Source organism: Pseudoalteromonas thalassia, assembly GCF_049257215.1.
GTDB classification, from domain to species: Bacteria; Pseudomonadota; Gammaproteobacteria; order Enterobacterales; family Alteromonadaceae; genus Pseudoalteromonas; species Pseudoalteromonas lipolytica_C.
In genome coordinates, this window is the sequence record NZ_JBMMUE010000008.1 from 174,875 (window position 1) to 197,389 (window position 22,515).

22 protein-coding genes are annotated in these 22,515 nt (G+C 42.0%); 17 read left to right on the top strand and 5 right to left on the bottom strand.

All coding sequences use genetic code 11. The features are described 5' to 3' along the window. Positions 1-21 precede the first annotated feature (21 nt). Positions 22-906, top strand: coding sequence for a CNNM family magnesium/cobalt transport protein CorC (gene corC / locus AAEU31_RS11625; protein ID WP_135924131.1), 885 nt, complete (start codon positions 22-24; stop codon positions 904-906). Then, the gene (lnt, locus tag AAEU31_RS11630) at positions 887-2,434 is read left to right on the top strand and encodes an apolipoprotein N-acyltransferase (protein ID WP_421967277.1); all 1,548 of its coding nucleotides are present in this window, start codon (positions 887-889) and stop codon (positions 2,432-2,434) included. Before corC ends, lnt begins: the two co-directional genes overlap by 20 nt. A gap of 38 nt (positions 2,435-2,472) precedes the next feature. On the opposite strand, the gene bamJ is transcribed toward lnt, so the two are convergent. The 3 genes from bamJ to AAEU31_RS11645 form a co-directional block, all read right to left on the bottom strand. Beyond that, positions 2,473-2,949, bottom strand: coding sequence for a BamJ family beta-barrel-assembly machinery protein (gene bamJ / locus AAEU31_RS11635; protein ID WP_138558628.1), 477 nt, complete (start codon positions 2,947-2,949; stop codon positions 2,473-2,475). Further along, positions 2,946-5,348, bottom strand: coding sequence for a Lon protease family protein (locus AAEU31_RS11640; RefSeq protein ID WP_421967278.1), 2,403 nt, complete (start codon positions 5,346-5,348; stop codon positions 2,946-2,948). Before AAEU31_RS11640 ends, bamJ begins: the two co-directional genes overlap by 4 nt. A 70-nt stretch (positions 5,349-5,418) precedes the next feature. Beyond that, positions 5,419-5,877 (bottom strand): zinc ribbon-containing protein, encoded by a 459-nt coding sequence (locus AAEU31_RS11645; RefSeq protein WP_135924127.1) that lies wholly within the window; start codon positions 5,875-5,877, stop codon positions 5,419-5,421. A 186-nt stretch (positions 5,878-6,063) separates the two neighbouring features. Here AAEU31_RS11645 and leuS point away from each other — a divergent pair, with 186 nt between their 5' ends. The 13 genes from leuS (at position 6,064) to lipA (ending at position 18,765) form a co-directional block, all read left to right on the top strand. Continuing rightward, complete coding sequence (leuS, locus tag AAEU31_RS11650) at positions 6,064-8,652, top strand: leucine--tRNA ligase (protein WP_421967279.1); 2,589 nt, start codon at positions 6,064-6,066, stop codon at positions 8,650-8,652. A gap of 1 nt (position 8,653) precedes the next feature. After that, complete coding sequence (locus AAEU31_RS11655; RefSeq protein ID WP_138558626.1) at positions 8,654-9,142, top strand: LPS-assembly lipoprotein LptE; 489 nt, start codon at positions 8,654-8,656, stop codon at positions 9,140-9,142. After that, positions 9,142-10,182 carry a DNA polymerase III subunit delta gene (gene holA, locus AAEU31_RS11660; RefSeq protein ID WP_421967280.1) on the top strand — a complete coding sequence of 347 codons (1,041 nt, stop codon included), beginning with the start codon at positions 9,142-9,144 and terminating at the stop codon, positions 10,180-10,182. The genes AAEU31_RS11655 and holA overlap by 1 nt, the downstream gene beginning before the upstream one ends. Before the next feature lie 9 nt (positions 10,183-10,191). After that, positions 10,192-10,827 (top strand): nicotinate-nucleotide adenylyltransferase, encoded by a 636-nt coding sequence (gene nadD, locus AAEU31_RS11665; protein ID WP_135924123.1) that lies wholly within the window; start codon positions 10,192-10,194, stop codon positions 10,825-10,827. A 55-nt stretch (positions 10,828-10,882) separates the two neighbouring features. Beyond that, positions 10,883-11,200 (top strand): ribosome silencing factor, encoded by a 318-nt coding sequence (rsfS, locus tag AAEU31_RS11670; protein WP_054551669.1) that lies wholly within the window; start codon positions 10,883-10,885, stop codon positions 11,198-11,200. A gap of 27 nt (positions 11,201-11,227) precedes the next feature. Next, entirely contained in the window at positions 11,228-11,698 is a 471-nt protein-coding gene (gene rlmH / locus AAEU31_RS11675) for a 23S rRNA (pseudouridine(1915)-N(3))-methyltransferase RlmH (protein ID WP_036967350.1), read from the top strand. Between the two features lie 7 nt (positions 11,699-11,705). Beyond that, positions 11,706-13,586 carry a penicillin-binding protein 2 gene (gene mrdA, locus AAEU31_RS11680; protein WP_135924122.1) on the top strand — a complete coding sequence of 627 codons (1,881 nt, stop codon included), beginning with the start codon at positions 11,706-11,708 and terminating at the stop codon, positions 13,584-13,586. Then, entirely contained in the window at positions 13,583-14,689 is a 1,107-nt protein-coding gene (gene rodA / locus AAEU31_RS11685; RefSeq protein ID WP_135924121.1) for a rod shape-determining protein RodA, read from the top strand. The genes mrdA and rodA overlap by 4 nt, the downstream gene beginning before the upstream one ends. After that, positions 14,689-15,453, top strand: a complete 765-nt coding sequence (locus tag AAEU31_RS11690) for a septal ring lytic transglycosylase RlpA family protein (protein WP_421967281.1) — start codon at positions 14,689-14,691, stop codon at positions 15,451-15,453. The genes rodA and AAEU31_RS11690 overlap by 1 nt, the downstream gene beginning before the upstream one ends. Before the next feature lie 54 nt (positions 15,454-15,507). Next, positions 15,508-16,668 carry a serine hydrolase gene (locus tag AAEU31_RS11695; RefSeq protein ID WP_199527570.1) on the top strand — a complete coding sequence of 387 codons (1,161 nt, stop codon included), beginning with the start codon at positions 15,508-15,510 and terminating at the stop codon, positions 16,666-16,668. A gap of 184 nt (positions 16,669-16,852) precedes the next feature. After that, complete coding sequence (ybeD, locus tag AAEU31_RS11700; protein WP_135924118.1) at positions 16,853-17,131, top strand: DUF493 family protein YbeD; 279 nt, start codon at positions 16,853-16,855, stop codon at positions 17,129-17,131. A 19-nt stretch (positions 17,132-17,150) separates the two neighbouring features. Then, entirely contained in the window at positions 17,151-17,807 is a 657-nt protein-coding gene (gene lipB, locus AAEU31_RS11705) for a lipoyl(octanoyl) transferase LipB (protein WP_421967282.1), read from the top strand. Further along, a complete protein-coding gene (gene lipA / locus AAEU31_RS11710) occupies positions 17,800-18,765 on the top strand; it encodes a lipoyl synthase (RefSeq protein ID WP_130051157.1) in 966 nt (321 codons plus the stop codon). Before lipB ends, lipA begins: the two co-directional genes overlap by 8 nt. Positions 18,766-18,822: 57 nt before the next feature. Here the strand turns inward: lipA and AAEU31_RS11715 are convergent, their stop codons facing one another. Then, positions 18,823-19,416 (bottom strand): TetR/AcrR family transcriptional regulator, encoded by a 594-nt coding sequence (locus AAEU31_RS11715; RefSeq protein ID WP_135924116.1) that lies wholly within the window; start codon positions 19,414-19,416, stop codon positions 18,823-18,825. A 175-nt stretch (positions 19,417-19,591) separates the two neighbouring features. On the opposite strand from AAEU31_RS11715, the gene AAEU31_RS11720 reads away from it, so the two are divergent. Together AAEU31_RS11720 and AAEU31_RS11725 are read left to right on the top strand one after the other, a co-directional pair. Next, complete coding sequence (locus AAEU31_RS11720) at positions 19,592-20,611, top strand: MBL fold metallo-hydrolase (protein ID WP_421967283.1); 1,020 nt, start codon at positions 19,592-19,594, stop codon at positions 20,609-20,611. Between the two features lie 126 nt (positions 20,612-20,737). Beyond that, positions 20,738-22,363: a M28 family metallopeptidase gene (locus AAEU31_RS11725; protein WP_421967287.1), complete on the top strand. Its 1,626-nt coding sequence runs from the start codon at positions 20,738-20,740 to the stop codon at positions 22,361-22,363. 60 nt (positions 22,364-22,423) lie between these two features. On the opposite strand, the gene AAEU31_RS11730 is transcribed toward AAEU31_RS11725, so the two are convergent. Continuing rightward, positions 22,424-22,515: IS3 family transposase (locus AAEU31_RS11730; RefSeq protein ID WP_421966909.1), on the bottom strand; the 92-nt coding region annotated here is incomplete at its 5' end.

Below are 22,515 nucleotides of genomic sequence, written 5' to 3' on the forward strand. Positions count from 1 at the left end.
TTTACGGAGCAATTAGACGCAATGAGCGACGACAACTCGCAATCTAGCCAGGGTTCTTCTGGCAAAACTTGGTTGGGCAGAATAACCCAAATGTTGCAAGGGGAACCCCAGAATAAAGAAGAGCTGGTTGAAGTAATTGCCGATGCGCAAGAACGCGACCTTATCGACCCTGAAACCAAAGAAATGATCGAAGGAGTACTTGGTGTATCTGAGCTTAAAGTTCGTGACATCATGATCCCTCGCTCGCAAATGGTTACGTTAGAGGTTGATACACCACTTGAAGAACTGTTACCTATGATGGTTGACTCAACACATTCACGTTTTCCAGTGGTGTGTGAAGATAAAGACCATGTAGAAGGTATTTTATTAGCAAAAGATCTATTACCACTTATCTTAAACAAAGATGAGCAGTTGCCTTCTTTGCGTGATTATTTACGCCCAGCAGTAGTCGTACCAGAAAGCAAACGTGTTGACACACTGCTTAACGAATTCCGTCAACAGCGATACCATATGGCAATCGTCATCGATGAATACGGCGGCGTGTCGGGTCTAGTAACCATCGAAGATATTCTTGAAATCATCGTTGGTGAAATCGAAGATGAGCACGACGAAAGCGAAGACCAACAAGATATTCGCCAAGTAGCTAAACACGTTTATGCAGTACAAGCACTGACTGAAGTTGATGACTTTAACGAGTATTTTAAAACCGGTTACAGCACCTCTGATGCTGACACCATAGGTGGTATTGTTTTACACGCATTTGGTCATATGCCAAGTCGTGGTGAAACAATTGATATTGATGGCCTGCAATTTAAAGTCACCAACTCAGATAACCGTCGCATCTTACAATTGCAAGTCACCATTCCTAAGGCTGATGATAACGACAGTGAAGAAACTGCTAACTAAGCTAAGCCTTATTGCAAAAGATAAAAAAGCCTGGCTCGCACTCATTGCGGGCCTCTTTTTAACCTTAAGCTACGCCCCTTATAATCTTTGGTATATTGCCTTTCTCTCTCTTGGCATACTTATCTATTGCATTAATCCGCAGGCAAATGGTAAATCGGCCGCTAAACAAAGTGCTAAGTATGGCTTTATCTTTGGTTTAGGCTGGTTTGGTGCAGGTATTAGTTGGGTGCATGTATCGATAGCCACCTTTGGCGGTATGCCATTAATTGCATCGATTTCATTGATGGTGCTACTTTGCGCTTACTTAGCCTTGTATCCTGCACTAGCAGCTTGGTTGACAACCCGCCTTGCTAAAGGGCCCTATAGCTTTATCTGCCTGTTGCTTGCCAACTTTGCGGTTACAGAGTACTTACGTGGCACTTTGCTAACAGGCTTTCCTTGGTTGAGCTTTGGTTATACACAAACCGACAGCCCACTCAACTTTTTAGCCCCTGTGATTGGCGAGTTTGGTATAACACTTGTTTGCGTGCTCATCGCATTTTCACTCTTTCGTTTGCTAGGTAAAGACGTAAAGCCGTTAATCGGCTCTGTGACCTTGTTGGCAGGCTTATACGTAATTGCGAGTAATAGTGCTTTACAGTATCAAGATAAAACAATTAAAACAGTTTTAGTACAAGGGAACATTAAACAGCATTTACGATTTGAACCGTCAGAGTTTTGGAATACTATGAGTAAATACCAAGACATGACGCGCCTACATTGGAATGCTGATCTCATTGTTTGGCCAGAAGCTGCTGTCCCTGAGCTTGAAGCCCTATCAACACAATACCTAACTGGTCTTGATAGTGCAGCAGCTTTTAACAATACAGCCCTGATCACCGGTATCGTGGATTATCAATACGACACCCGTAATATTTTTAATACCCTCATTGTATTAGGTAAGAAAGAGCAAGATGATAGCGAAGGTCATTATCAGTATTTAGGTAAAAATCGCTATCAAAAGCACCAATTATTACCTATCGGTGAGTTCGTGCCATTTCAAGAATTACTGCGTCCAATCGCCCCACTGTTTGATTTACCTATGTCGTCATTTACTCGAGGCGATGAAGTTCAAAACAATCTACAGGCGAACGGCTTACATATTTTACCCGCTATTTGTTATGAAATTGCTTTTGCTGATTTAGTGCGTGGTAATTATCGCAGTGATTCAGACATTTTATTCACCGTTAGTAATGATGCGTGGTTTGGCGACTCTCATGGCCCGCATCAGCATATGCAAATAGCCCGTATGCGTGCTCTAGAATTACAACGCCCGCTAATTCGCGTAACGAATAATGGTATCAGCGCCGTTTACGACCCTATTGCTAAATCACAGTTGAGCATGCCGCAATTTAAAGCTGATGTACTTGAAGCCAATATCACCTTAATCAAAGGCGATAGTCTTTATAGTCAATATGGTAATTGGCCAGTATGGATTGTAGTGATATTACTCAGTGCTGTGGGTGTGTTTATCAGGGTTAAGAAATAACAAATAAAAAAGGCTTCAATATGAAGCCTTTTAAAATTTTAAGATTCTATCTTTATCAATTCGACATCAAATATTAGCAATGAACCTGCTGGAATGCTGCCTACCCGTTTACTGCCGTATGCAAGCTGCGGTGGGATATAAAAGGTAAACTTATCCCCTTCACTCATTAGCTGTAAGCCTTCGGTCCAACCAGCAATGACTTGATTTAAACCAAAGCTGATTGGCGAGTTTCTGACCACTGAACTATCAAATACGCTGCCGTCTAACAGCGTACCATGATAGTGAACCTTGACTTTACTGGTAGCACTTGGTTTTGCCTCATTGTCGCCGCGATGCTCAATTTTGTACTGCAGCCCAGATGCTGTTTCATGAACATCGTCGGCTTTACTATTGTTCGCTAAAAAATCCGCCGCTAGTTTTTCATTTTCAAGGGCTTGTAGCTTCGCCTTTTTGCTATTTTTAAAAATTAAAAAGCAAAAAATACCGATGATCAGTAAAAGTAATAAATTAATCATTCTGCGTCCTTCTCATCATCATTGTCGCCATTTACGATATCAGCAATATTGGCAAGCCTTGCTAAGGCTAGCGCGTTAATAGAGCCATCAGGATAGCCTTGTGGGGTCATTTCACCTGCGTCTTTATCCATTAATAAGCTCAATGCTTGATCAACGGTTTCAACGGCATAAATGTTAAAGCGGCCTTTTTCAACGGCATCGAGCACTTCATCATCAAGCACCAAGTTCACTTGATTAGATTTAGGAATAATCACCCCTTGCTCACCGGTTAAGCCACGCATTTTACAAAGCTTAAAGAAGCCCTCTATTTTCTCATTTACACCACCAATTGATTGCACATCACCATGCTGGTTAATTGACCCTGTCAGTGCGATAGATTGGCTAATAGGTAAGTTAGTAATGGCTGATATAAGCGCACACAACTCAGCTAGTGAGGCGCTATCACCATCAATATAGCCATAGCTTTGTTCAATTGCGATATTCGCACTGAGTGTCAGGCTAAATTGCTGAGCGTATTTGTTACCTAAGTAACCGGTTAATAGCATCACCCCTTTTGAGTGAATGGCTTTACCCAGTTCAGCTTCACGTTCAACGTCAATAACGCCATCAGCACCTGCGTACACAGTGGCAGTAATGCGTGCTGGTGTACCAAATGAGGTATCGCCAATGTGCAGCACGGTTAAGCCATTCACCTTACCCACAGCGTGACCTTCAGTAGCAATTAAAATTTGCCCCTCTTTGATATCACTGAGCATGGTTTCAGAGATTTGCCCTGTTCGATACTGCTTACCAACAATGGCCTCGTCTATGTGATGAGCATCAATCACTGTTTGCTCATCTTGCTTGGCATAAAAACTAGCTTCTGCCACTAACTCTAATACATCAGCAAAACGAGCTGAGAGTTTATTATGATGCTCAGCTTGGCGATAACTAAACTTTAATAATCTCGCCATCGCCGCTTCATTCACAGTACAATTAAGTGTTTGCTGACAATATTCAGTTACCTTGGTAATAAACTGATACTGCAGCTTATCACTACTTGGTAAGTAGTAATCGAAGTCAGCGAGTACACGAAATAACTCAGCAAACTCTTCGTCATATTCACCTATGGTGTAATAAAGCTCTCGCGACCCTAAAAGTACTATTTTTACATCAAGTGGAATAAGCTGCGGGCGTAATGTAAAGCTACTTCCTACTGAGCTGTCTTGGTAGGGTAAGTCATTTTTGATTTGATGGGTTTTCAAAGACAGTTTTAAGCCATCCCACACTTGCGGGTTAGACATAACTTTCTCTGCATCCATGATCAAATAACCACCATTAGCACGGTGTAATGCACCTGGCTGAATTGAGCGATAGCTGGTGATAAGTGACCCTTGCGACGTTGCATATTCAATCTTGCCAAAGATATTGCCAAAGGTTGGGTTCGGCTCATAGACTACAGGCGCAGCATCGCCTTCTTTGTATTCCACTAAAATATTTGGCGCAAAGAAATCTGTGAGCATACCTTTGCGGTCAAAATCTTCTTTATTTTCGTCGTTGTCATCATCGTCGAGCCACTCCAGTACCGCATCAATGATTTCTTCACGAATATCTTTTAGATAACGAAGAACCCCAATATGTGTTGCGTATTTATGCTCAAGCGCTTTAAGAAGTGGTTTAGTAGCAAGTTCTGCTGTTGATTTTTTAAGGTTACGCAGTTTTTCTGATGATTCACGCTTCCAACGTGGTAGCTCAATCAGCGCTTCGATTAACGCATCTTCAAGCTTTTCAATGACCTCATAAAACTCTATACGAAGCGGCTCTTCAAGAGCTGCAAATTCGCTATCACTCAGTTGCTTACCGTCAATAAGTGGAGCAAAGCCAACCACACCATTTTCTTCAATGAGAGCCACGCTTTGCTCAAGAGCAGCAATTTCTACTGCAGTTATAGCTGCATCGTAGGTGTCGGTAAACTCGCGATCAATTGATTTTTTCTTACGCTGATACCCTGGGTTATCAAATGCCGCAGGAAAAGTATCAAGCACTTCATCAATAAACGAGTCGATATCACCGGCAAGCTGCTTCGATTGCCCTGCTTGCATAAACAGCGCAATTGGCTCACGGTGATCGTCGTAGTTATTTACATACAACCATTCATTGGGAGTTGGACGGCCTTTAGAATGGGCTGTGAGTTTATCTTTCACTAAAGTGTAGCGGCCGTGTGCCGCTTCACCCATCACATAAACATTATAACCCGGAAGTTCCATTCCCAGAGAAAAGTCGAGAGCGCTTTGTGCTCGTTGCTGGCCGATAAAAGGGAGTGCTTCTGGATACGGGTTTTGCATGCAAGTGGCAACATGGCTTGCAGAAATCTCTGGCGCTAGCGCAGAAACAGGTAATGGGATTAGTTTTTTTGTCATTCTAACTTCTTATTTCCCAGTCTTGACTGGGCATTATAGGTAACGCCCAGCAAAAGCCTGCGTCACTGATTTAAGGTTGTAATGCCTTACGGCGAAAATAAATACCGCCACATTCAGTACAAGGAGTAATTTGCGTAGCATGGTAAACATCGTAACTATGTTGGCAATTTTTACATACTAATGTGCCCATGGCTATCCATTCTCCTTCTTGATAGACACCATCGTGTTTAAAATCTTGATTAAGGGCATGCCATTCTAACTGGGTTTTATCTTCAATATGCGATAACTCGTACCAAAGCGATTCCTTAAGTTCAAGCCAAGCCAACGAGTCATAATGCTCATCATTTTCTTTGATGTGATCAATATCGCGCTTCAGATACTCTCGATATTGGCTAAGCTTTTCTTGTCCTAAATCTTTAAGTGCTTGCTCTGATTCAACAAATTTATCTATTGCATCCTTTAATTCATTGTCTTTTACATCTTTAATCCATTTAGTTAAATCAGTGAGCCAAGATTTATAGTCTGCCATCGGTTACTCCTTCAAAAATGATGAAAAATCAATCGTTATTCTAGTTGAGTATAGGTTAACCTGCCCTGAAAATATATTTCCAGACAAAATTAATAAAAGCGCCTATTTGCCGCTGTGATTAGCGTGTATTTTGAGTTATCCTTATCGACAATTTTTTATTAATTTGCAAGAAGTCTGGAATCGTAGATGCAAGAGCAATATAACCCGCAAGACATAGAGTCAAAAGTACAAGCCTACTGGGAAGAAAACCAAGTATTTAAAGTCACTGAAGATGAGAGCAAAGAAAAGTATTACTGCCTTTCTATGTTCCCATACCCAAGCGGCCGACTCCACATGGGTCACGTTCGTAACTACACCATTGGTGACGTAGTATCACGCTTCCAACGCTTGCAAGGCAAAAACGTAATGCAACCTATGGGTTGGGATGCGTTTGGTCTACCTGCGGAAAATGCAGCAATCAAAAACAACACTGCACCTGCTAAGTGGACATACGAAAACATCGATTACATGCGCAACCAGTTAAAGCAACTGGGTTTTGGTTACGACTGGGATCGTGAAATTGCGACATGTCATCCAGAATATTACAAATGGGAACAGTGGTTCTTCACTAAGCTTTATGAAAAAGGCTTAGTTTACAAAAAGATGTCAACAGTTAACTGGGATCCAGTTGACCAAACAGTACTTGCCAACGAGCAAGTTATTGATGGTCGTGGTTGGCGTTCAGGTGCCATTGTTGAACAAAAAGAGATTCCACAATGGTTCATCAAAATCACTGATTACGCACAAGAGCTATTAGATGATTTAGATAAACTTGATCACTGGCCTGAGCAAGTTAAAACCATGCAGCGCAACTGGATTGGTCGCTCTGAAGGTTTAGAAATCGAATTTAAGCGTGCTGATAACGACGATACATTCAGTGTTTATACAACGCGCCCAGATACCTTCATGGGTGTGACGTACGTTGCTGTTGCAGCTGGTCACCCAATTGCACAAGAAGCAGCTAAAAACAGCGACGCTGTAGCTATGTTTGTTGATGAGTGTAAAAACACGAAAATCGCTGAAGCAGACATGGCAACCATGGACAAAAAAGGTATTGCCACTGGTTTTTACGCAATTCACCCATTAACAGGTAAACAAGTACCAATTTGGGTCGCTAACTTTGTATTAATGGATTACGGCTCAGGCGCTGTAATGGCAGTACCTGCACACGACCAACGTGACTACGAGTTCGCAACAGCATATGGCCTTGAGATTGCTCAAGTTATTGCACCAGCAGCTGACTCTGAAGAAACAGTTGATTTAGACAACCAAGCTTACACTGAAAAAGGCGTGTTAATTAACTCAGGTGAGTTCGACGGTCTTGAGTTTGAAGCGGCGTTTAATGCTGTTGCAGATAAACTAGAAGCACTGGGTGTAGGTGAGCGTAAAGTGAACTTCCGTCTACGTGACTGGGGTGTTAGCCGTCAGCGTTACTGGGGCTCTCCAATTCCTATGTTAAGCGACGAGAACGGTAATGAGCTTGCTGCAACTGAAGACATGCTACCTGTTCGCTTACCTGAAGACGTGGTAATGAATGGTGTAACTTCACCAATCAAAGCTGACCCTGAGTGGGCTAAAACAACGGTAAATGGCGCACCTGCATTCCACGAAACAGATACTTTCGATACCTTCATGGAATCATCATGGTACTACGCGCGTTACTGTAGCCCTCGTTTTGACGAAGGCATGATTGAGCCAGGTGCTGCAAATTACTGGTTACCAGTAAACCAATATATCGGTGGTATTGAGCATGCGATCTTGCACTTACTTTACTCGCGTTTCTTCCACAAGTTATTACGTGACTTTGGTTTAGTAACTTCAGATGAGCCATTTGAGCGCTTACTATGTCAAGGCATGGTATTAGCAGATACTTTCTACCGTAAAGATGAGAAAGGCGGTGATATCTGGATTTCGCCAACAGACGTACAAACTGAAACAGACGACAAAGGCCGTGTTGTTAAAGCGTGGCACAAAGAAGATGGCGAGCCGGTATTCTCTGCGGGCATGAGCAAAATGTCGAAATCGAAAAATAACGGTATCGACCCACAACAAGTTATCGCCCAGTACGGTGCAGATACAGTGCGTTTATTCATGATGTTCACGGCGCCACCAGAGCAAACCCTTGAATGGTCTGATTCAGGTGTTGAAGGTGCAATGCGTTTCTTAAAACGTATTTGGAAATATGCTGTTGATGTAGAAACAGTAGGCTATCAAGCGCTTGATAAGTCAGCATTAAATAACGACCAAAAAGTACTTCGTCGTGAACTTCATAAAGCAATTGCAAAAGTGACTGATGACGTAGAACGTCGTCAAACATTCAACACTGCAATCGCTGCAATTATGGAAATCTCGAACAAGTTACTTAAAGCACCGCTTGCCGATAAACAAGATGTGGCAATTGCTAACGAAGCGCTTGAAGCATTACTTATCATGCTTGCGCCTATCACGCCGCATATGTGTCATCAATTATGGCAAGACCTTGGCAAAGAAGGCGACATCTTAGATGCAGCATGGCCAAAAGTTGACGAATCAGCACTTGTTGAAGATGAGAAGCTAATCATCGTACAAGTTAATGGTAAGCTTCGTGCTAAGTTAACAGTGCCTGCTGATGCAACTAAAGAGCAAGTTGAAGCATTAGCATTTGCTGAAGAAAACGTAACTAAGTTCACTGATGGCGCAACCATCCGTAAAGTGATTTACGTACCTGGCAAACTACTTAACGTGGTTGCTAACTAAGATGGCAGCGCTTCAAGCACTGAAAAACGGACTAGCCCTTGCGCTAGTCTGTTTACTGCTAACAAGTTGTGGCTTTCATTTAAAGAAAGCCTCAAACTTGCCTGACGACTTGAAAGTGATCACCCTGGTCGGGGATGATGAAAAGTCAGCATTATTCGAGTTAGTCGAAAAAGAGCTTATTGCGAGTAAAGTTGAGCTTAGCCAAGGTGGTAAACACCCAGAGTTAACGATCCACAAAGACCGTTTAGAGCGTCAAATCTTATCATTATTTGATAATGGTCAGGTTGCCGAGTATGAACTTGCCTACAGTGTAAGCTATACCCTTAAGCGCCCTGGACAAAAAGCCATCAACCAGCGCTTTGAATTGTATCGTAACTATCAAGACGACCCAGATAATGCTCTTGCAAAAGCAAAAGAGCTTGAGCTGCTATTAAGCGAAATTCGTAAGCAAGCCAGTCGTCGAATTGTTCGTGAGCTATCACAACTGTAATGCGTTGTTATGCAAATCAACTACCTAGCCAATTGAAAAAAGGCCTTGCGCCTTTTTACATGGTGTTTGGTGAAGAGCCCTATCAAATTACACAATGTGTCATGCAAATTCGTCAAGCCGCCAAACAGCAAGGTTTTGACGAAGTTATAAAATTCACCCTAATGCCAGGGTTTGATTGGCAAGAAATTGTAGCTCAATACCAAAGTATGTCACTGTTTAGCGCTCGTACCTTAATTGAATTTGACTTAAACGAGCAAAAACCAGGTACTCAAGGTAGCCAAATATTTAAACAACTTGTTGAACTTACTAATCCAGACACTATTTTGGTATTGAAAGGTGCCAAAGCTGGTCAAGATGTTCAACGCAGTGCTTGGTTTAAAGCTTTAGATAAGCAAGGCTTATTTGTACCTTGTTATCCCCTAACAGGTAACCATTTAAGCCGTTGGCTAGACGAGCAATGTTACCGTTTAAATTTAAACTTGCACAATAATGCAAAACAAAGCCTGATTGATGCCACTGAAGGTAACTTACTTGCATGCCACCAAGAACTTGAAAAATTATCTCTATTATATGGCGGTGAGTTAGTAGACCAGCAGGCCGTAATGCAAGGTCTTCTTAATCAATCAAAATTTGATATATTCGATTTGAGTGATGCTTTATTAACCGGCAATGCAGGTCAAGCAGTCAAAGTAATGAGTAAACTCGCTACTGATAACACAGAAGCAATGAGTATCTTTTGGGCCATTAATAAAGAAGCCACTAACTTACTTGCAATGCAACACGCTCGCCTAAACGGTGCCAATATGACTGATTTATATCGGCAGTTTAATATTTGGAAAAACCAGCAAGCAACAGTACAGCAGGCATTAAACCGCCTGCAAATTAGTACTCTTGAGCAAATCATCAAACAATTAGCCGAGTTTGATGCTGCCTACAAACAAGGCAACCTTGTTGCGCCTTATCAAGCCTTAACACACCTTTGCTTAGTATTTTGCCAACCACTGGCAATGCCATTACCTTGCCACCCTGTTTTAGATTAGAGTTGTATAATGATTGCTATATTTGGTGGAACATTTGACCCAATTCACTTAGGCCACATCAATATGGCCGAGCAATGCGTTAAACAGTGTCAGCTTGATACGCTGTATTTTATGCCCTGCGCTATTCCTGCACATAAAGCTAAACCGGGGATCAGTGATGAGCACCGTATCAACATGCTCAAACTTGCAATTGAAGACATCCCTTATTTCACGATTGATTACAGAGAACTTAATCGTTCAGGTGCCTCTTATTCATTACTTAGCTTGCAAGAATTAAGAGCTGAGCACCCGACTACGCCCATTATTTTTTTAATCGGTATGGACTCATTCATTAGCCTCGACAAATGGTTTAAATGGCAAGAAATTGTCACACTTTGCCACATAGTCGTGTATCAAAGACCGGGGCAAACCTGTAATGTCGCTGGTGAATTGGCTCATTACAAGGAACAGGCATACACTGATAACCTTGCTGAACTAAAGCAACAACCTGCAGGTAAGTTATTCTTTTTAAATGGCTTACAAATAGATGCCGCATCAAGAGAAATCAGAAAAAAACTGCATTCAAATAGTGAAATAACGGAACTTTTACCGACTTCAGTCAGTCAATACATCGCACAGCATCATCTTTATCAAACAGATGAATAAATGCTGCCTGCGTGATAAAATAACAATTAAGATTATTTATTTTTGAGAAAACACTTTGGATTCTAAACAACTACTCGCATTTGCCCTTGATAAAGTCGACGACATGAAAGCCCGTGATGTGGTGCAACTTGATGTTCGTGGAAAGTCAGATATTACCGACTATATGTTAGTATGCTCTGGTAACTCTAAACGCCATGTTCAATCGATTGCTGATCACGTTGCAAAAGAAGCACGCCACGCTGGTGAAGAACCCCTTGGTTACGAAGGTCAAAATGAAGGCGAATGGGTGCTTGTTGACCTAGGTGATGTAGTAGTACATGTCATGCAAGACCAAACTCGCGACTTCTATGATCTAGAGAAACTTTGGGGTTAACCCTTGCAAGGACATAGGTAAACCATTTTGAAGATACAATTGATTGCCGTTGGTACTAAGATGCCAGCATGGGTTGAAACCGGATTCACAGAATATCAGCGCCGTTTTCCGCGTGATATGCCGCTTGAGCTTATTGAAATTCCTGCCGGTAAACGCGGAAAAAATGCGGATATAAAACGTATTTTGCAACTTGAAGGCGAAAAAACCTTAGCAGCAATACCCAAAGGCAATCGCATTGTTACTTTAGAAGTAACAGGTAAGCCAATGGATACTCATCAACTGGCTAAAAGCATGGAAAAATGGCAGCTTGATGGCCGTGATGTTAGCTTACTCATTGGTGGTCCTGAAGGCCTTGCACCAGAATGCATTGCAGCTTCTGAGCAAAAATGGTCTTTATCAAATCTAACACTACCGCATCCTTTAGTGCGTATTATTGTTGCCGAAAGCCTTTATCGTGGCTGGAGCTTAAATAATAATCACCCATACCACCGCGAGTAGTTAGTCAATGCGAAAACACAGACCCACAATTCGAGACCACTCGGCTGAAGCTAATTTATTTGCTCGCCGTGCGTTTGTGGGCTTTGTGTTTGTTACCTTATTAATTGGTGTCTTATTATCAAACTTATATAACATTCAAGTTATCGACCACCAAGACTACCAAACACGCTCTAATGATAATCGGATCAAGGTTATTCCAATTGCCCCGAATCGGGGTCTAATTTATGACAGAAATGGCGTTTTACTTGCTGAAAACAAACCTGTATATAACCTTGAAGTCATTCCAGAAGAAACAGATAACCTAGATCAAGCATTAGAAGATGTTCAACAAATTATCGATATCAGTGAACAACAAAAAGAAGAGTTTTTAGATGATATCAAACACAATCGCCGTTTTAAGAGCCAAGTCCTTAAAGCACGATTAAACGAAACTGAAGTTGCCAAGTTTTCAGTTAATCAGCACAAATTCCCAGGTTTCAGTATTGAAGCACGACTAGCTCGTTACTACCCTTATGGTGATACTTTAACTCACGCATTAGGTTATGTTGCCAAACTCAATAAAAAAGAGCTGGCAAAATTAGAAGCCGATGATCAAGCAACAAATTACCGTGCTACACATGATATAGGTAAGCTAGGTATCGAGAAATACTATGAGCAATTACTTCATGGTGTAGTTGGCTCACAAAGTGTAGAAGTTAACAACAGGGGTCGTATCATTCGCACTTTAAGCATGACCCCACCAGAGCCAGGCCATGACTTGGTACTTACTCTGGATATAGGCTTACAACAAATTGCACAGCATGCTTTAAAAGATATGCGCGGCGCTGTTGTTGTGCTCGACGCAAAAGATGGTGGCGTACTGGCTCTTTACTCTAACCCAAGTTACGACCCAAACTTATTTGTTCATGGCATCAGTAGTAGCGACTACAAAAAGTTATTGAACCCGGATCGCCCTCTTATAAATAGAACCACACAAGGTCGTTACGCACCAGCTTCTACGGTTAAACCACATATGGCCATTTTAGCGCTAGAGGAAGGACTTGTAACCGAGCAAACACAAATGTGGGATCCGGGCTTTTTTCAAATTCCAAACGTTGAACATAAATGGCGTGACTGGAAACGTTGGGGTCATGGCCATGTTGACGTTTATCGTGCTATTGAAGAGTCATGCGATACTTATTTTTATGACGTGGCGTATCGCTTAGGCATTACTAAAATCAGTGATTTTATGTCTCAATTTGGTTTTGGCGAACTTTCAGGTATTGATATTCATGAAGAAACCTCTGCGATTATGCCATCAAAAGAATGGAAAGAAGGCCGCTTTAGAGAATCGTGGTGGCGTGGTGATACAATTTCAGTGGGTATTGGCCAAGGTTATTGGACCGCAACACCGATGCAAATAGCCAATGCGACGAATATTTTAGTTAATCGCGGGATTGATCACCCACCCCACTTAGTGCAAGTGGCTAAAAAAGAAAATGAAGTCACTCAAATAAACAACGATGAAAAGCCACCCGTGGTGCTAAAAAACCCTCACCATTGGCAAATAGCGCTTGATGCAATGCACAACACAGTACACAAAGTCACCGGCACCGCCCATAAAGCATTTAAAGGTGCCAATTATGACCCTGCTGGTAAAACCGGTACGGCGCAAGTAGTTAGCATTGCCCAAGGTGAACGTTATGACGCTAAATCACTTAAAGAGCGTCAACGCGATAACGCAATTTATGTTGGCTTTGCACCTTATAATGACCCACAAATTGTGGTTTCTGTGGTTGTAGAAAATACCGGTGGCGGCAGTACCGTAGGTGCGCCTATTGCTCGTCAATTGATGGATTATTATTTTTCAGCTAACCCTCTGCCTGTTGCACAAAGTGATGCGCCATGATCCCATTAAATAAAAAACGCTCTATCTGGCAACGCCTTCACCTTGATTTACCGCTCCTGATAGCGTTAATGCTCATGATGGTAGGCAGCCTAACCATTGTTTACAGTGCCAGTGGTCAAGACCCAGCGATGATGATCCGCCATGCCACACGGATGTTTGGGGCGATACTAGGCATGTTTATTCTTGCGCAATTTTCGCCAAACACGCTAAAAAGAATGGTTATTCCACTTTATTGCGTGGGCCTATTAATGCTCATCGGGGTACTGCTATTTGGTGTTAGCTCGAAAGGTGCGCAACGTTGGCTAGATCTGGGTATTACTCGATTTCAGCCATCTGAATTAATGAAAATTGCCGTACCTATGATGGTCGCATGGTATATCGGACGCAACCATTTACCACCCCGCATTATCCATCTAATCATTGGTTTTGCGATTGTGATGGTGCCTACCATCCTAATCAAAGAGCAGCCTGACTTAGGAACATCAATATTGATCGCCAGTTCAGGTATTTTTGTATTGTTTTTGTCAGGTCTAAGTTGGCGATTAATCGGCTTTTTTACCGCTACAGTAGCCATTGCTGCTTGGCCATTTTGGCACTACGTTATGCTCGACTATCAAAAACAACGCGTATTAACATTTTTAGACCCTGAAAGTGATCCTCTTGGCTCTGGTTATCACATTATTCAATCGAAAATAGCAATTGGCTCAGGCGGAATTGAAGGAAAAGGCTGGCTGCAAGGTACGCAATCACAACTTGAGTTTTTACCCGAGCGACACACTGACTTTATCTTCTCTGTTTTAAGCGAAGAGTTTGGCTTATTTGGAGTGTGTTTATTACTGTGCATGTATTTATTCATCATTGGTCGTGGTTTATACATAGCGGTCAATGCCCAAGATGCGTTTGGTAAACTGCTTGCTGGCGCATTAACTTTAACGTTTTTCGTTTATGTATTTGTAAATATTGGCATGGTGTCAGGTTTACTGCCTGTGGTCGGTGTCCCTTTACCCTTGATCAGTTATGGCGGCACCTCTATGGTGACCTTGATGGCAGGATTTGGCATTATTATGTCTATCGCCACAGATAAAAGGATGCTTTTAAAATAATGACACATCGCGTTAGTTTTCTATTTGTTGCATTATTTTCTGTAATGCTCACTGCTTGTAGCTCGTCGCAGCAAGGTCGTTATGCTATGGAGCATGATGCAGCCCCGCTTCGAAAGCCTACCGAACTTGAAATGCAAGATGCAGTAGTAACGGCTGTAGTTAAGAGTGCCAGTGCGAGTCGCCCTTATGAAGTTCGTGGAAAACGCTACACTCCCATGTTAGATGAAACAGGCTACTCTGAAGAAGGGATTGCCTCATGGTACGGTAGAAAATTTCATAACTACCATACATCTAATGGTGAAATATATAACATGTTCGCGATGACTGCAGCGCATAAAACTTTGCCATTACCCAGCTTTGCACGAGTCACTAATTTAGATAACGGTAAATCTGTCATTGTTCGCGTTAATGACCGCGGCCCATTCCATGACGACCGTATCATCGATTTATCTTATTCTGCGGCCTATAAACTAGATTATTATCGCCAAGGTACAGCGCGTGTTAAGGTTGAAGCCATTACCCTTAGCAATTCTGCCCCTCGTTTAAGTTACATACAGGTTGCAGCGGGAAGTACTCTTGCCAATGTTGAAGCGCTCGCGTTTCAACTTCGTCAGCAATATCATGTGCCAACAAACATTGTTGAAAAAGATGGAATCTATCGATTACGTCTTGGTCCAATAAAAGATGCCGCAGAAGCACAAACTGTTTTAGAAAAGCTAAAACAAAACCAATTTCAGAACGCGTTCTTGCTTTACAGTGAGTAAGACCTTTAGAATAGGTTAACGCGACATGTTTAACTTTAACCATTAATGAGTACGATGAAATCTATAAAATATAAAATCTTAAGTGGCGTTTGTGGCCTTGTTTGCACAGCGAGTGTATTTTCAGCAACAGCCCAAATCATTCCTGCCCCACCACAAGTTAATGCGAAAGGTTATTTCTTGGTTGATTTCACCACAGGTAAGGTCATTGCTGAAGGCGAAGCCGATACTAAGCTGGCACCTGCCAGTCTAACCAAGATGATGACCAGTTACGTCATCGGTACTGAAATTAAAGCCGGCAATATCTCACCAACTGACATGGTCACCGTGAGTGAAAAAGCGTGGGCAAAAAACTTTCCTGAATCATCAAAAATGTTCATCGAAGTGGGTAAGCAAATCAGTGTTGACGACCTTAACCACGGTATCATTATTCAATCAGGCAATGATGCGTGCGTAGCAATGGCTGAACACATTGCTGGTAGCGAAAGTGCATTTGCTGATTTAATGAATGCTCACGCTGAAAAGTTAGGCATGACAAACAGCCATTTCGTAAACAGTCACGGATTAGATACTAACGAGCACTTCACAACGCCACGTGATATGGCCACTCTTGGTGCTGCACTTATTCGCGATGTACCAGATGAATACGAAGTATACGCTAAAAAATCATTCACTTTTAACGGTATTAAACAATATAACCGCAACTCTCTATTATGGGATGAAAGCATGAACGTAGACGGTATCAAAACCGGTCACACGTCAGAAGCGGGTTATAGTCTAGTGAGCTCAGCAACTAAAGACGATATGCGTTTAATCGCTGTTGTAATGGGCGCCGAAAGCGAGCGTGCTCGTAAAGTTGAAAGTAAAAAATTACTAAACTACGGTTTCCGTTTCTTTGAAACGATTACACCATATCAAGCAGGTGACAGCTTCGCAGAGCAACGCATTTGGATGGGTAACAAAGAAAATGTTTCACTGGGTATTTTAGAAGATACGCCAATCACCATCCCACGTGGTCAGCGTAAAAACTTAAAAGCGAACTTTGAGCTTGATAAAACTCTAGAAGCTCCACTTGCCAAAGGTAGTAAAGTTGGCACCTTATTCTTGCAACTGGATGGTGAAGAAATCGCTCAATATCCGTTAGTTACACTTGAAGAAGTAGAAGAAGGCAGCTTCTTCAGCAAGATCTACGATTACTTACGTTTACAGATCATGTAATCTCAGATAAAAGTTTATAAACGCCTTGCACTGCAAGGCGTTTTTTTTTGTCTGAAAAATGATAGAATGCGCCCCATATCAGTCGCGCTGGGTCGAGTGCGTCGTAATTTAAGTCTGCTTACTGCCAAGAACTGGCCGAGAAAGTCTCGATTAAGCACACTCACTGTTTTGAGGAGTCACCGTCGTGGTTCAACCTGTAAAAGATACTAAGTTTGATGAGTATTTAGATTTCCCTTGCCCATTTACTTTTAAAATCATGGGCTTAGCAAACGTAAATCTAACAGACCAGATCCTAGAAAAGCTGCAACCAATTGCACCAGGCGATTATGCGCCAAAGGTAAAACCAAGCAGCAAAGGTAATTACGAGTCAGTCACGCTTGTGGCAACCGTTACAAGTAAAGAGCACATTGAAGAAATCTATAACGTGATCAGCAACATCGATGACGTACGTCACATGCTATAGGCTGATTACGGAGTAAGTCGTGAGCGAAAGAGAATTAATCGTTCGTCAATTAGGTCGTCAGCGTTACATGCCAATTTGGCAAAAAATGCAATCTTTTACCGACACCCGTGATGAGCACACAGCCGATGAAATTTGGCTTGTAGAGCACGAGCCTGTATTTACTCAAGGTCAAGCTGGTAAAGCTGAGCACTTATTAAATACCGGTGATATCGAAGTGATCCAAGTAGACCGTGGTGGTCAAGTAACCTACCACGGGCCAGGTCAGCAAATGATGTATGTACTGTTCAACTTACGTCGTTTAAACATTGGTGTAAGAGAGCTGGTAACTTGGCTTGAAGAGTGCATTATCGACACGTTAAAAGACTACAACATTGATGCTTACGCCAAAGCGGATGCACCGGGTGTCTATGTTAACGATAGTAAAGTTGCCTCATTGGGCTTACGAGTTCGTCGCGGCTGCTCATTCCATGGTTTAGCACTGAATGTAAATATGGACTTGAGTCCGTTTTTACGTATCAACCCATGCGGCTATGCAGGCATGAACATGGTGCAAACAACTGACCTTAATGGTCCGCAAAACCTCGAGCAAGCAGGTGCAGGGCTTGTAAAACACATGATTAAAAAGCTTAATGCTACTGTGGTTAAGCACACTGAAGGGTTTGAAACGAATGAATAAACCAGTCAAAATGGAACCAGGCGTAAAACTGCGTGATGCAGAAAAAATGGCTCTGATCCCAGTTAAAGTTTTACCGACTGAAAAAAACGAAATGTTGCGTAAGCCAGAGTGGCTAAAAATTCGCTTACCTAAATCAACCGAACGTATTGATGGTATTAAACAAGCGATGCGTAAACATGGTTTGCACTCAGTTTGTGAAGAGGCTTCGTGCCCTAACCTATCTGAATGTTTCAATCACGGTACAGCAACCTTCATGATTTTAGGTGCTATTTGTACTCGTCGTTGTCCGTTCTGTGATGTTGCTCATGGTCGTCCATTAAAGCCTGATGCAGCAGAGCCTGAAAAGCTAGCGCTTACTATTAAAGACATGAAGCTAAGCTATGTTGTAATCACCTCTGTAGACCGTGATGATTTACGTGATGGTGGTGCACAACACTTCGCTGACTGTATTCGTGAAATTCGTAAGCACAACCCAGAGATCACGATTGAAATTCTAGTACCTGACTTCCGTGGTCGCATGGACAGAGCCCTTGATATCTTAATCGAGACACCACCAGATGTGTTTAACCACAACCTAGAAACAGCACCGCGTTTATACAAATTAGCGCGTCCAGGTGCTGACTATAAGTGGTCACTTGAGCTATTACGTCGCTTTAAAGAAGCACATCCGAATGTGAAAACGAAGTCTGGCTTGATGGTAGGTCTAGGTGAAGAAATTAGCGAAATCGAAGAAGTGTTACGTGACTTACGCGAGCATAACGTTGATATGCTAACAGTAGGCCAATACTTACAACCTTCAAAGCACCACTTACCTGTTAAACGCTACGTGCCGCCAGCTGAGTTTGATGCATTAAAAGACTATGCAGACGAAATTGGCTTTACACATGCAGCCTGTGGCCCATTTGTTCGCTCAAGCTACCATGCTGACCAACAAGCAGCTGGTAAAGAAGTAAAATAATAGTTTTACAACTATTTAAAAGCCCGCATTAAGCGGGCTTTTTTATATTCCAAAATATCAGCGCCCATAACGCGCTAAGAACATTTTTACTGTTTCGCTTATTACTTTGTTATCTGAGTCACCCTCTTGGCGCTCAAAGCCATACAGCAACGGATAAAAGATCAGAGACTTTAACTGATACACAAACTGTTTTGCTGCAAATTCAACATCATCAATAGCTAAAACCTGTGCTTGCACACCCGCTTCTAAAAACGTCACTAGGTCGTGCATACAGCCCATGTTGTTACTCGCTAATGATTTTGCTAAATCGGGCTGCTGTAACATTTGCATAAAGGCGACTTTCGCTACTTTTAAAAACTCTTCAGAGGTCAAAAGTGCCACTTCTTGCTCGGCAATACGTGTTAACTGCTCTGCAATTGGTAAAGTAGCATCAAATACAACCGCTTGCTCTTGGCGAACTTTTTCAAACATAAACACTAGAATGGCTTGAAACAACACATCTTTATTTTCAAAGTGATTGTATACGGTACGCTTTGAGGCACCCGCTAAGCTTGCAACCTGATCCATACTTGTATGCTCAACACCCTGCTGAAAAAACAATGTTTCAGCTGCATTCAAAATATCTAATCGTTTTCTCTGTGATAATTTCATGGACCCCTCCGATAAGGGCTACTAGTGTAACGCAAAAATAAAAAATGCACTAGATAGTTTACTTTTATAGCAAACCATGAAAAACTACACCGTGTAGTTTACTTATGGTGACGATATGAAATTTCTAAAATGGCTCGCAATCGCCACTCTATGCATCGTGATAGGAGTGTTTATTATGAATAATCAATTAGCCGCTGAAGGCGTGAGTGATAACAGCCACTCTGCGCAATTATCAGATGGCAAGTTCCACAATACTGCTGAGGTAGAAAGACCCAGCTTTAAGAAAACGCTAGGTATCTTCAAACGCTTTATTACAGAAAAGAAAATTGATGCAGAGCCAAAAGGTGAACTGCCTATGCATTCTGTTTCTCATGCACAGCTTGAGCGTTTATCTAATGACACAGTGCATTTTGTGAAATTAGGTCACTCCTCTATTTTAGCGAAAGTGTATGGTGAATACTGGCTATTTGATCCGGTATTTTCAGAACGCGCTTCGCCTTTTTCATTCATGGGACCCAAGCGCTTTCAGCCAACACCTATCAGCATTGCAGAGCTACCAAACATTGCTAAAGTGTTTATTTCGCACAACCATTATGATCACTTAGATAAAGCAGCAATTAAACAGCTTGTTGATAAAACAGCCTCTTTTTATGTGCCATTGGGAGTCGAAAACGACCTTAAAAAATGGGGCGTTGATGAACAAAAAGTCCATAGTTTTGATTGGTGGCAAGAGCAAAATATGGCAAATAGCCAAATTGTATTTACACCAACCCAGCACTTCTCTGGTCGAGGTTTAACAGACGGCAATAAAACCCTTTGGGGTTCATGGGCTATTAAAGTAAATGACAAGCGCTTTTATTTTAGCGGTGACTCGGGATATTTTGCTGGCTTTAAAGAAATTGGTAATCGTTATGGGCCGTTTGATATTACTTTTATAGAAACCGGTGCTTATGACAAAGATTGGGCTGATATTCACATGACACCAGAGCAATCTGTACAAGCTCACCTCGATTTACAAGGTGATATCATGGTGCCAGTGCATAATGGTACTTTCGATTTAGCATTTCATGCTTGGTATGACCCCCTCAAGCGTGTCACCAAAAAAGCACAACAGGAGCACGTATCGCTAAGTACCCCACTTGTTGGTGAAGTATTTAAAATTCAAGATAACGCAGTTGATAAAGCGTGGTGGTAAAATTGACAGGATGAAAGGTGCATTATTATCCTTTCATCCTGAATAATTAGTTACTTATAGACTCTTCCTAGACAGCCCCCTTCTCGTCCCATATAGTGGAACTCTGTGCAATCAACCAGAAAAACTATGACAACTCACTTAAAATACGCAAGTTTAGCGCTTGCCATTGGTTTATTCGGTTGCTCCGAGCAATCAACATCAAGCGCTGATGAGCCAAGCGAAAAAAACCTTGAAGCCGTTAATATTGAGGATGTACGCTCACATATTAAAACCCTCGCCTCAGATGAATTCTTAGGTCGCGGTCCTTTAACCGAAGGCGAAACACTCACCATTAACTACTTAGCAGATGAATATAAAAAAATCGGATTAACTGGCAGTTTTAATGGCGAATTTTTACAGCCAGTTACCATGGCAAAACTCACTCCAGATCAAAACATGACCCTAAAAGTGGGCGATTTAAGCTTTAACGCTGGCAGTGATTTTACCGCTCGTACTCAACAGATTAACCCTGAGATCAACATTGATGGCTCTGATGTTGTGTTTCTTGGCTATGGCATTAATGCACCTGAATACAACTGGAATGACTTTGCCGATATTGATGTAAAAGACAAAACAATTATCGTGCTTGTTAATGATCCAGGTTTTGCCACCCAAGACGAATCAGTTTTCACTGGAAATGCCATGACCTACTACGGTCGTTGGACTTACAAATATGAAGAAGGTGCACGCCAAGGCGCAAAAGCGGTATTTATCGTTCACGAAACAGCCCCTGCTGCTTATCCTTGGAGTGTAGTAGAAAGCTCGAACACGGGTAGTAAATACACTTTAATTGACCAAGATAAAAATGCTTCTGACATCCCTGTAATGGGTTGGATTGATGAGCAAGCTGCAAATGAGATCTTTGCTCAAGCGGGGCTTGATTATCAAACAGAGAAAGCAAATGCATTAAAAGCCGATTTCAAACCTGTCGACTTAAAAGCAAAAGCAGCGCTGACTCTAAAAAGTGATATCTCTCAAGCACAATCACATAACGTTGTGGCAACGCTTAAAGGCAGCGAAACTCCAGATGAGTACATAGTAATTGGTGCGCACTGGGATCACTTTGGTACGAAGCAAACTGATGATGGTGTGAAAATCTACAATGGTGCTGTTGATAATGCTTCTGGTACCGCAGCAACTGTTGAAATAGCCCGTATTCTTACTGAAATGCATAAGAAAAAGCCATTTAAACGCTCTATTATCTTTGCCAACTTTACGGCTGAAGAAACTGGGCTTATTGGTTCTGAGCAATTCGCTACTGGCGAAATTGTACCAACCAAACAAATGGTCGCGTTGCTTAATATTGACGGTATGAACGTGCTAGATGGCGTTGACTACATATTGCAGTACGGCAAAGGCATGTCTGAAATGGAAGACTACCTTGCAGATGCAGCTAAAGCTCAAGGGCGTCATGTAAAAATGGACCCTCGTCCTCAAAATGGATTGTTCTTCCGCTCTGATCACTTCTCACTGGCTAAACAAGGCGTGCCAAGTTTATTATTTATGAGCTTAGGTGATACTGATCCTGATTATATAGCCCATAAATATCACAAAGAAGCTGACGACTATTCACCCCAATGGTCTATGGGTGGTGTTAAGCAAGATATCGAACTGATCGTTGATATTGCAGCCAAACTTGCTAATAACGGTAACTGGCCAAAATGGAAAGCTGAGTCTGATTTCAAAGCGCGTCGTTTGCAAGACAAGCAATAACCTTCGCTTAGATACAAAACCGAGCTTCATTGAAGTGACCCCATAAAGTTGGACTCTTTGCTAAGCGGTTGCCAAGGCCTGATTTCGATACTGTATCGGACTCAGGCCTTTTAGTTTCAGCTTAATACGCTCATTGTTGTAATAGTGGATAT

Bases quoted from the DNA above. Each gene is read 5' to 3' on its own strand.
- corC (WP_135924131.1), top strand. From the start codon at position 22: ATGAGCGACGACAACTCGCAATCTAGCCAGGGTTCTTCTGGCAAAACT.
- bamJ (WP_138558628.1), bottom strand. From the start codon at position 2,949: ATGATTAATTTATTACTTTTACTGATCATCGGTATTTTTTGCTTTTTA.
- AAEU31_RS11640 (WP_421967278.1), bottom strand. From the start codon at position 5,348: ATGACAAAAAAACTAATCCCATTACCTGTTTCTGCGCTAGCGCCAGAG.
- AAEU31_RS11645 (WP_135924127.1), bottom strand. From the start codon at position 5,877: ATGGCAGACTATAAATCTTGGCTCACTGATTTAACTAAATGGATTAAA.
- leuS (WP_421967279.1), top strand. From the start codon at position 6,064: ATGCAAGAGCAATATAACCCGCAAGACATAGAGTCAAAAGTACAAGCC.
- AAEU31_RS11655 (WP_138558626.1), top strand. From the start codon at position 8,654: ATGGCAGCGCTTCAAGCACTGAAAAACGGACTAGCCCTTGCGCTAGTC.
- holA (WP_421967280.1), top strand. From the start codon at position 9,142: ATGCGTTGTTATGCAAATCAACTACCTAGCCAATTGAAAAAAGGCCTT.
- nadD (WP_135924123.1), top strand. From the start codon at position 10,192: ATGATTGCTATATTTGGTGGAACATTTGACCCAATTCACTTAGGCCAC.
- mrdA (WP_135924122.1), top strand. From the start codon at position 11,706: ATGCGAAAACACAGACCCACAATTCGAGACCACTCGGCTGAAGCTAAT.
- rodA (WP_135924121.1), top strand. From the start codon at position 13,583: ATGATCCCATTAAATAAAAAACGCTCTATCTGGCAACGCCTTCACCTT.
- AAEU31_RS11690 (WP_421967281.1), top strand. From the start codon at position 14,689: ATGACACATCGCGTTAGTTTTCTATTTGTTGCATTATTTTCTGTAATG.
- AAEU31_RS11695 (WP_199527570.1), top strand. From the start codon at position 15,508: ATGAAATCTATAAAATATAAAATCTTAAGTGGCGTTTGTGGCCTTGTT.
- lipA (WP_130051157.1), top strand. From the start codon at position 17,800: ATGAATAAACCAGTCAAAATGGAACCAGGCGTAAAACTGCGTGATGCA.
- AAEU31_RS11715 (WP_135924116.1), bottom strand. From the start codon at position 19,416: ATGAAATTATCACAGAGAAAACGATTAGATATTTTGAATGCAGCTGAA.
- AAEU31_RS11720 (WP_421967283.1), top strand. From the start codon at position 19,592: ATGAATAATCAATTAGCCGCTGAAGGCGTGAGTGATAACAGCCACTCT.
- AAEU31_RS11725 (WP_421967287.1), top strand. From the start codon at position 20,738: ATGACAACTCACTTAAAATACGCAAGTTTAGCGCTTGCCATTGGTTTA.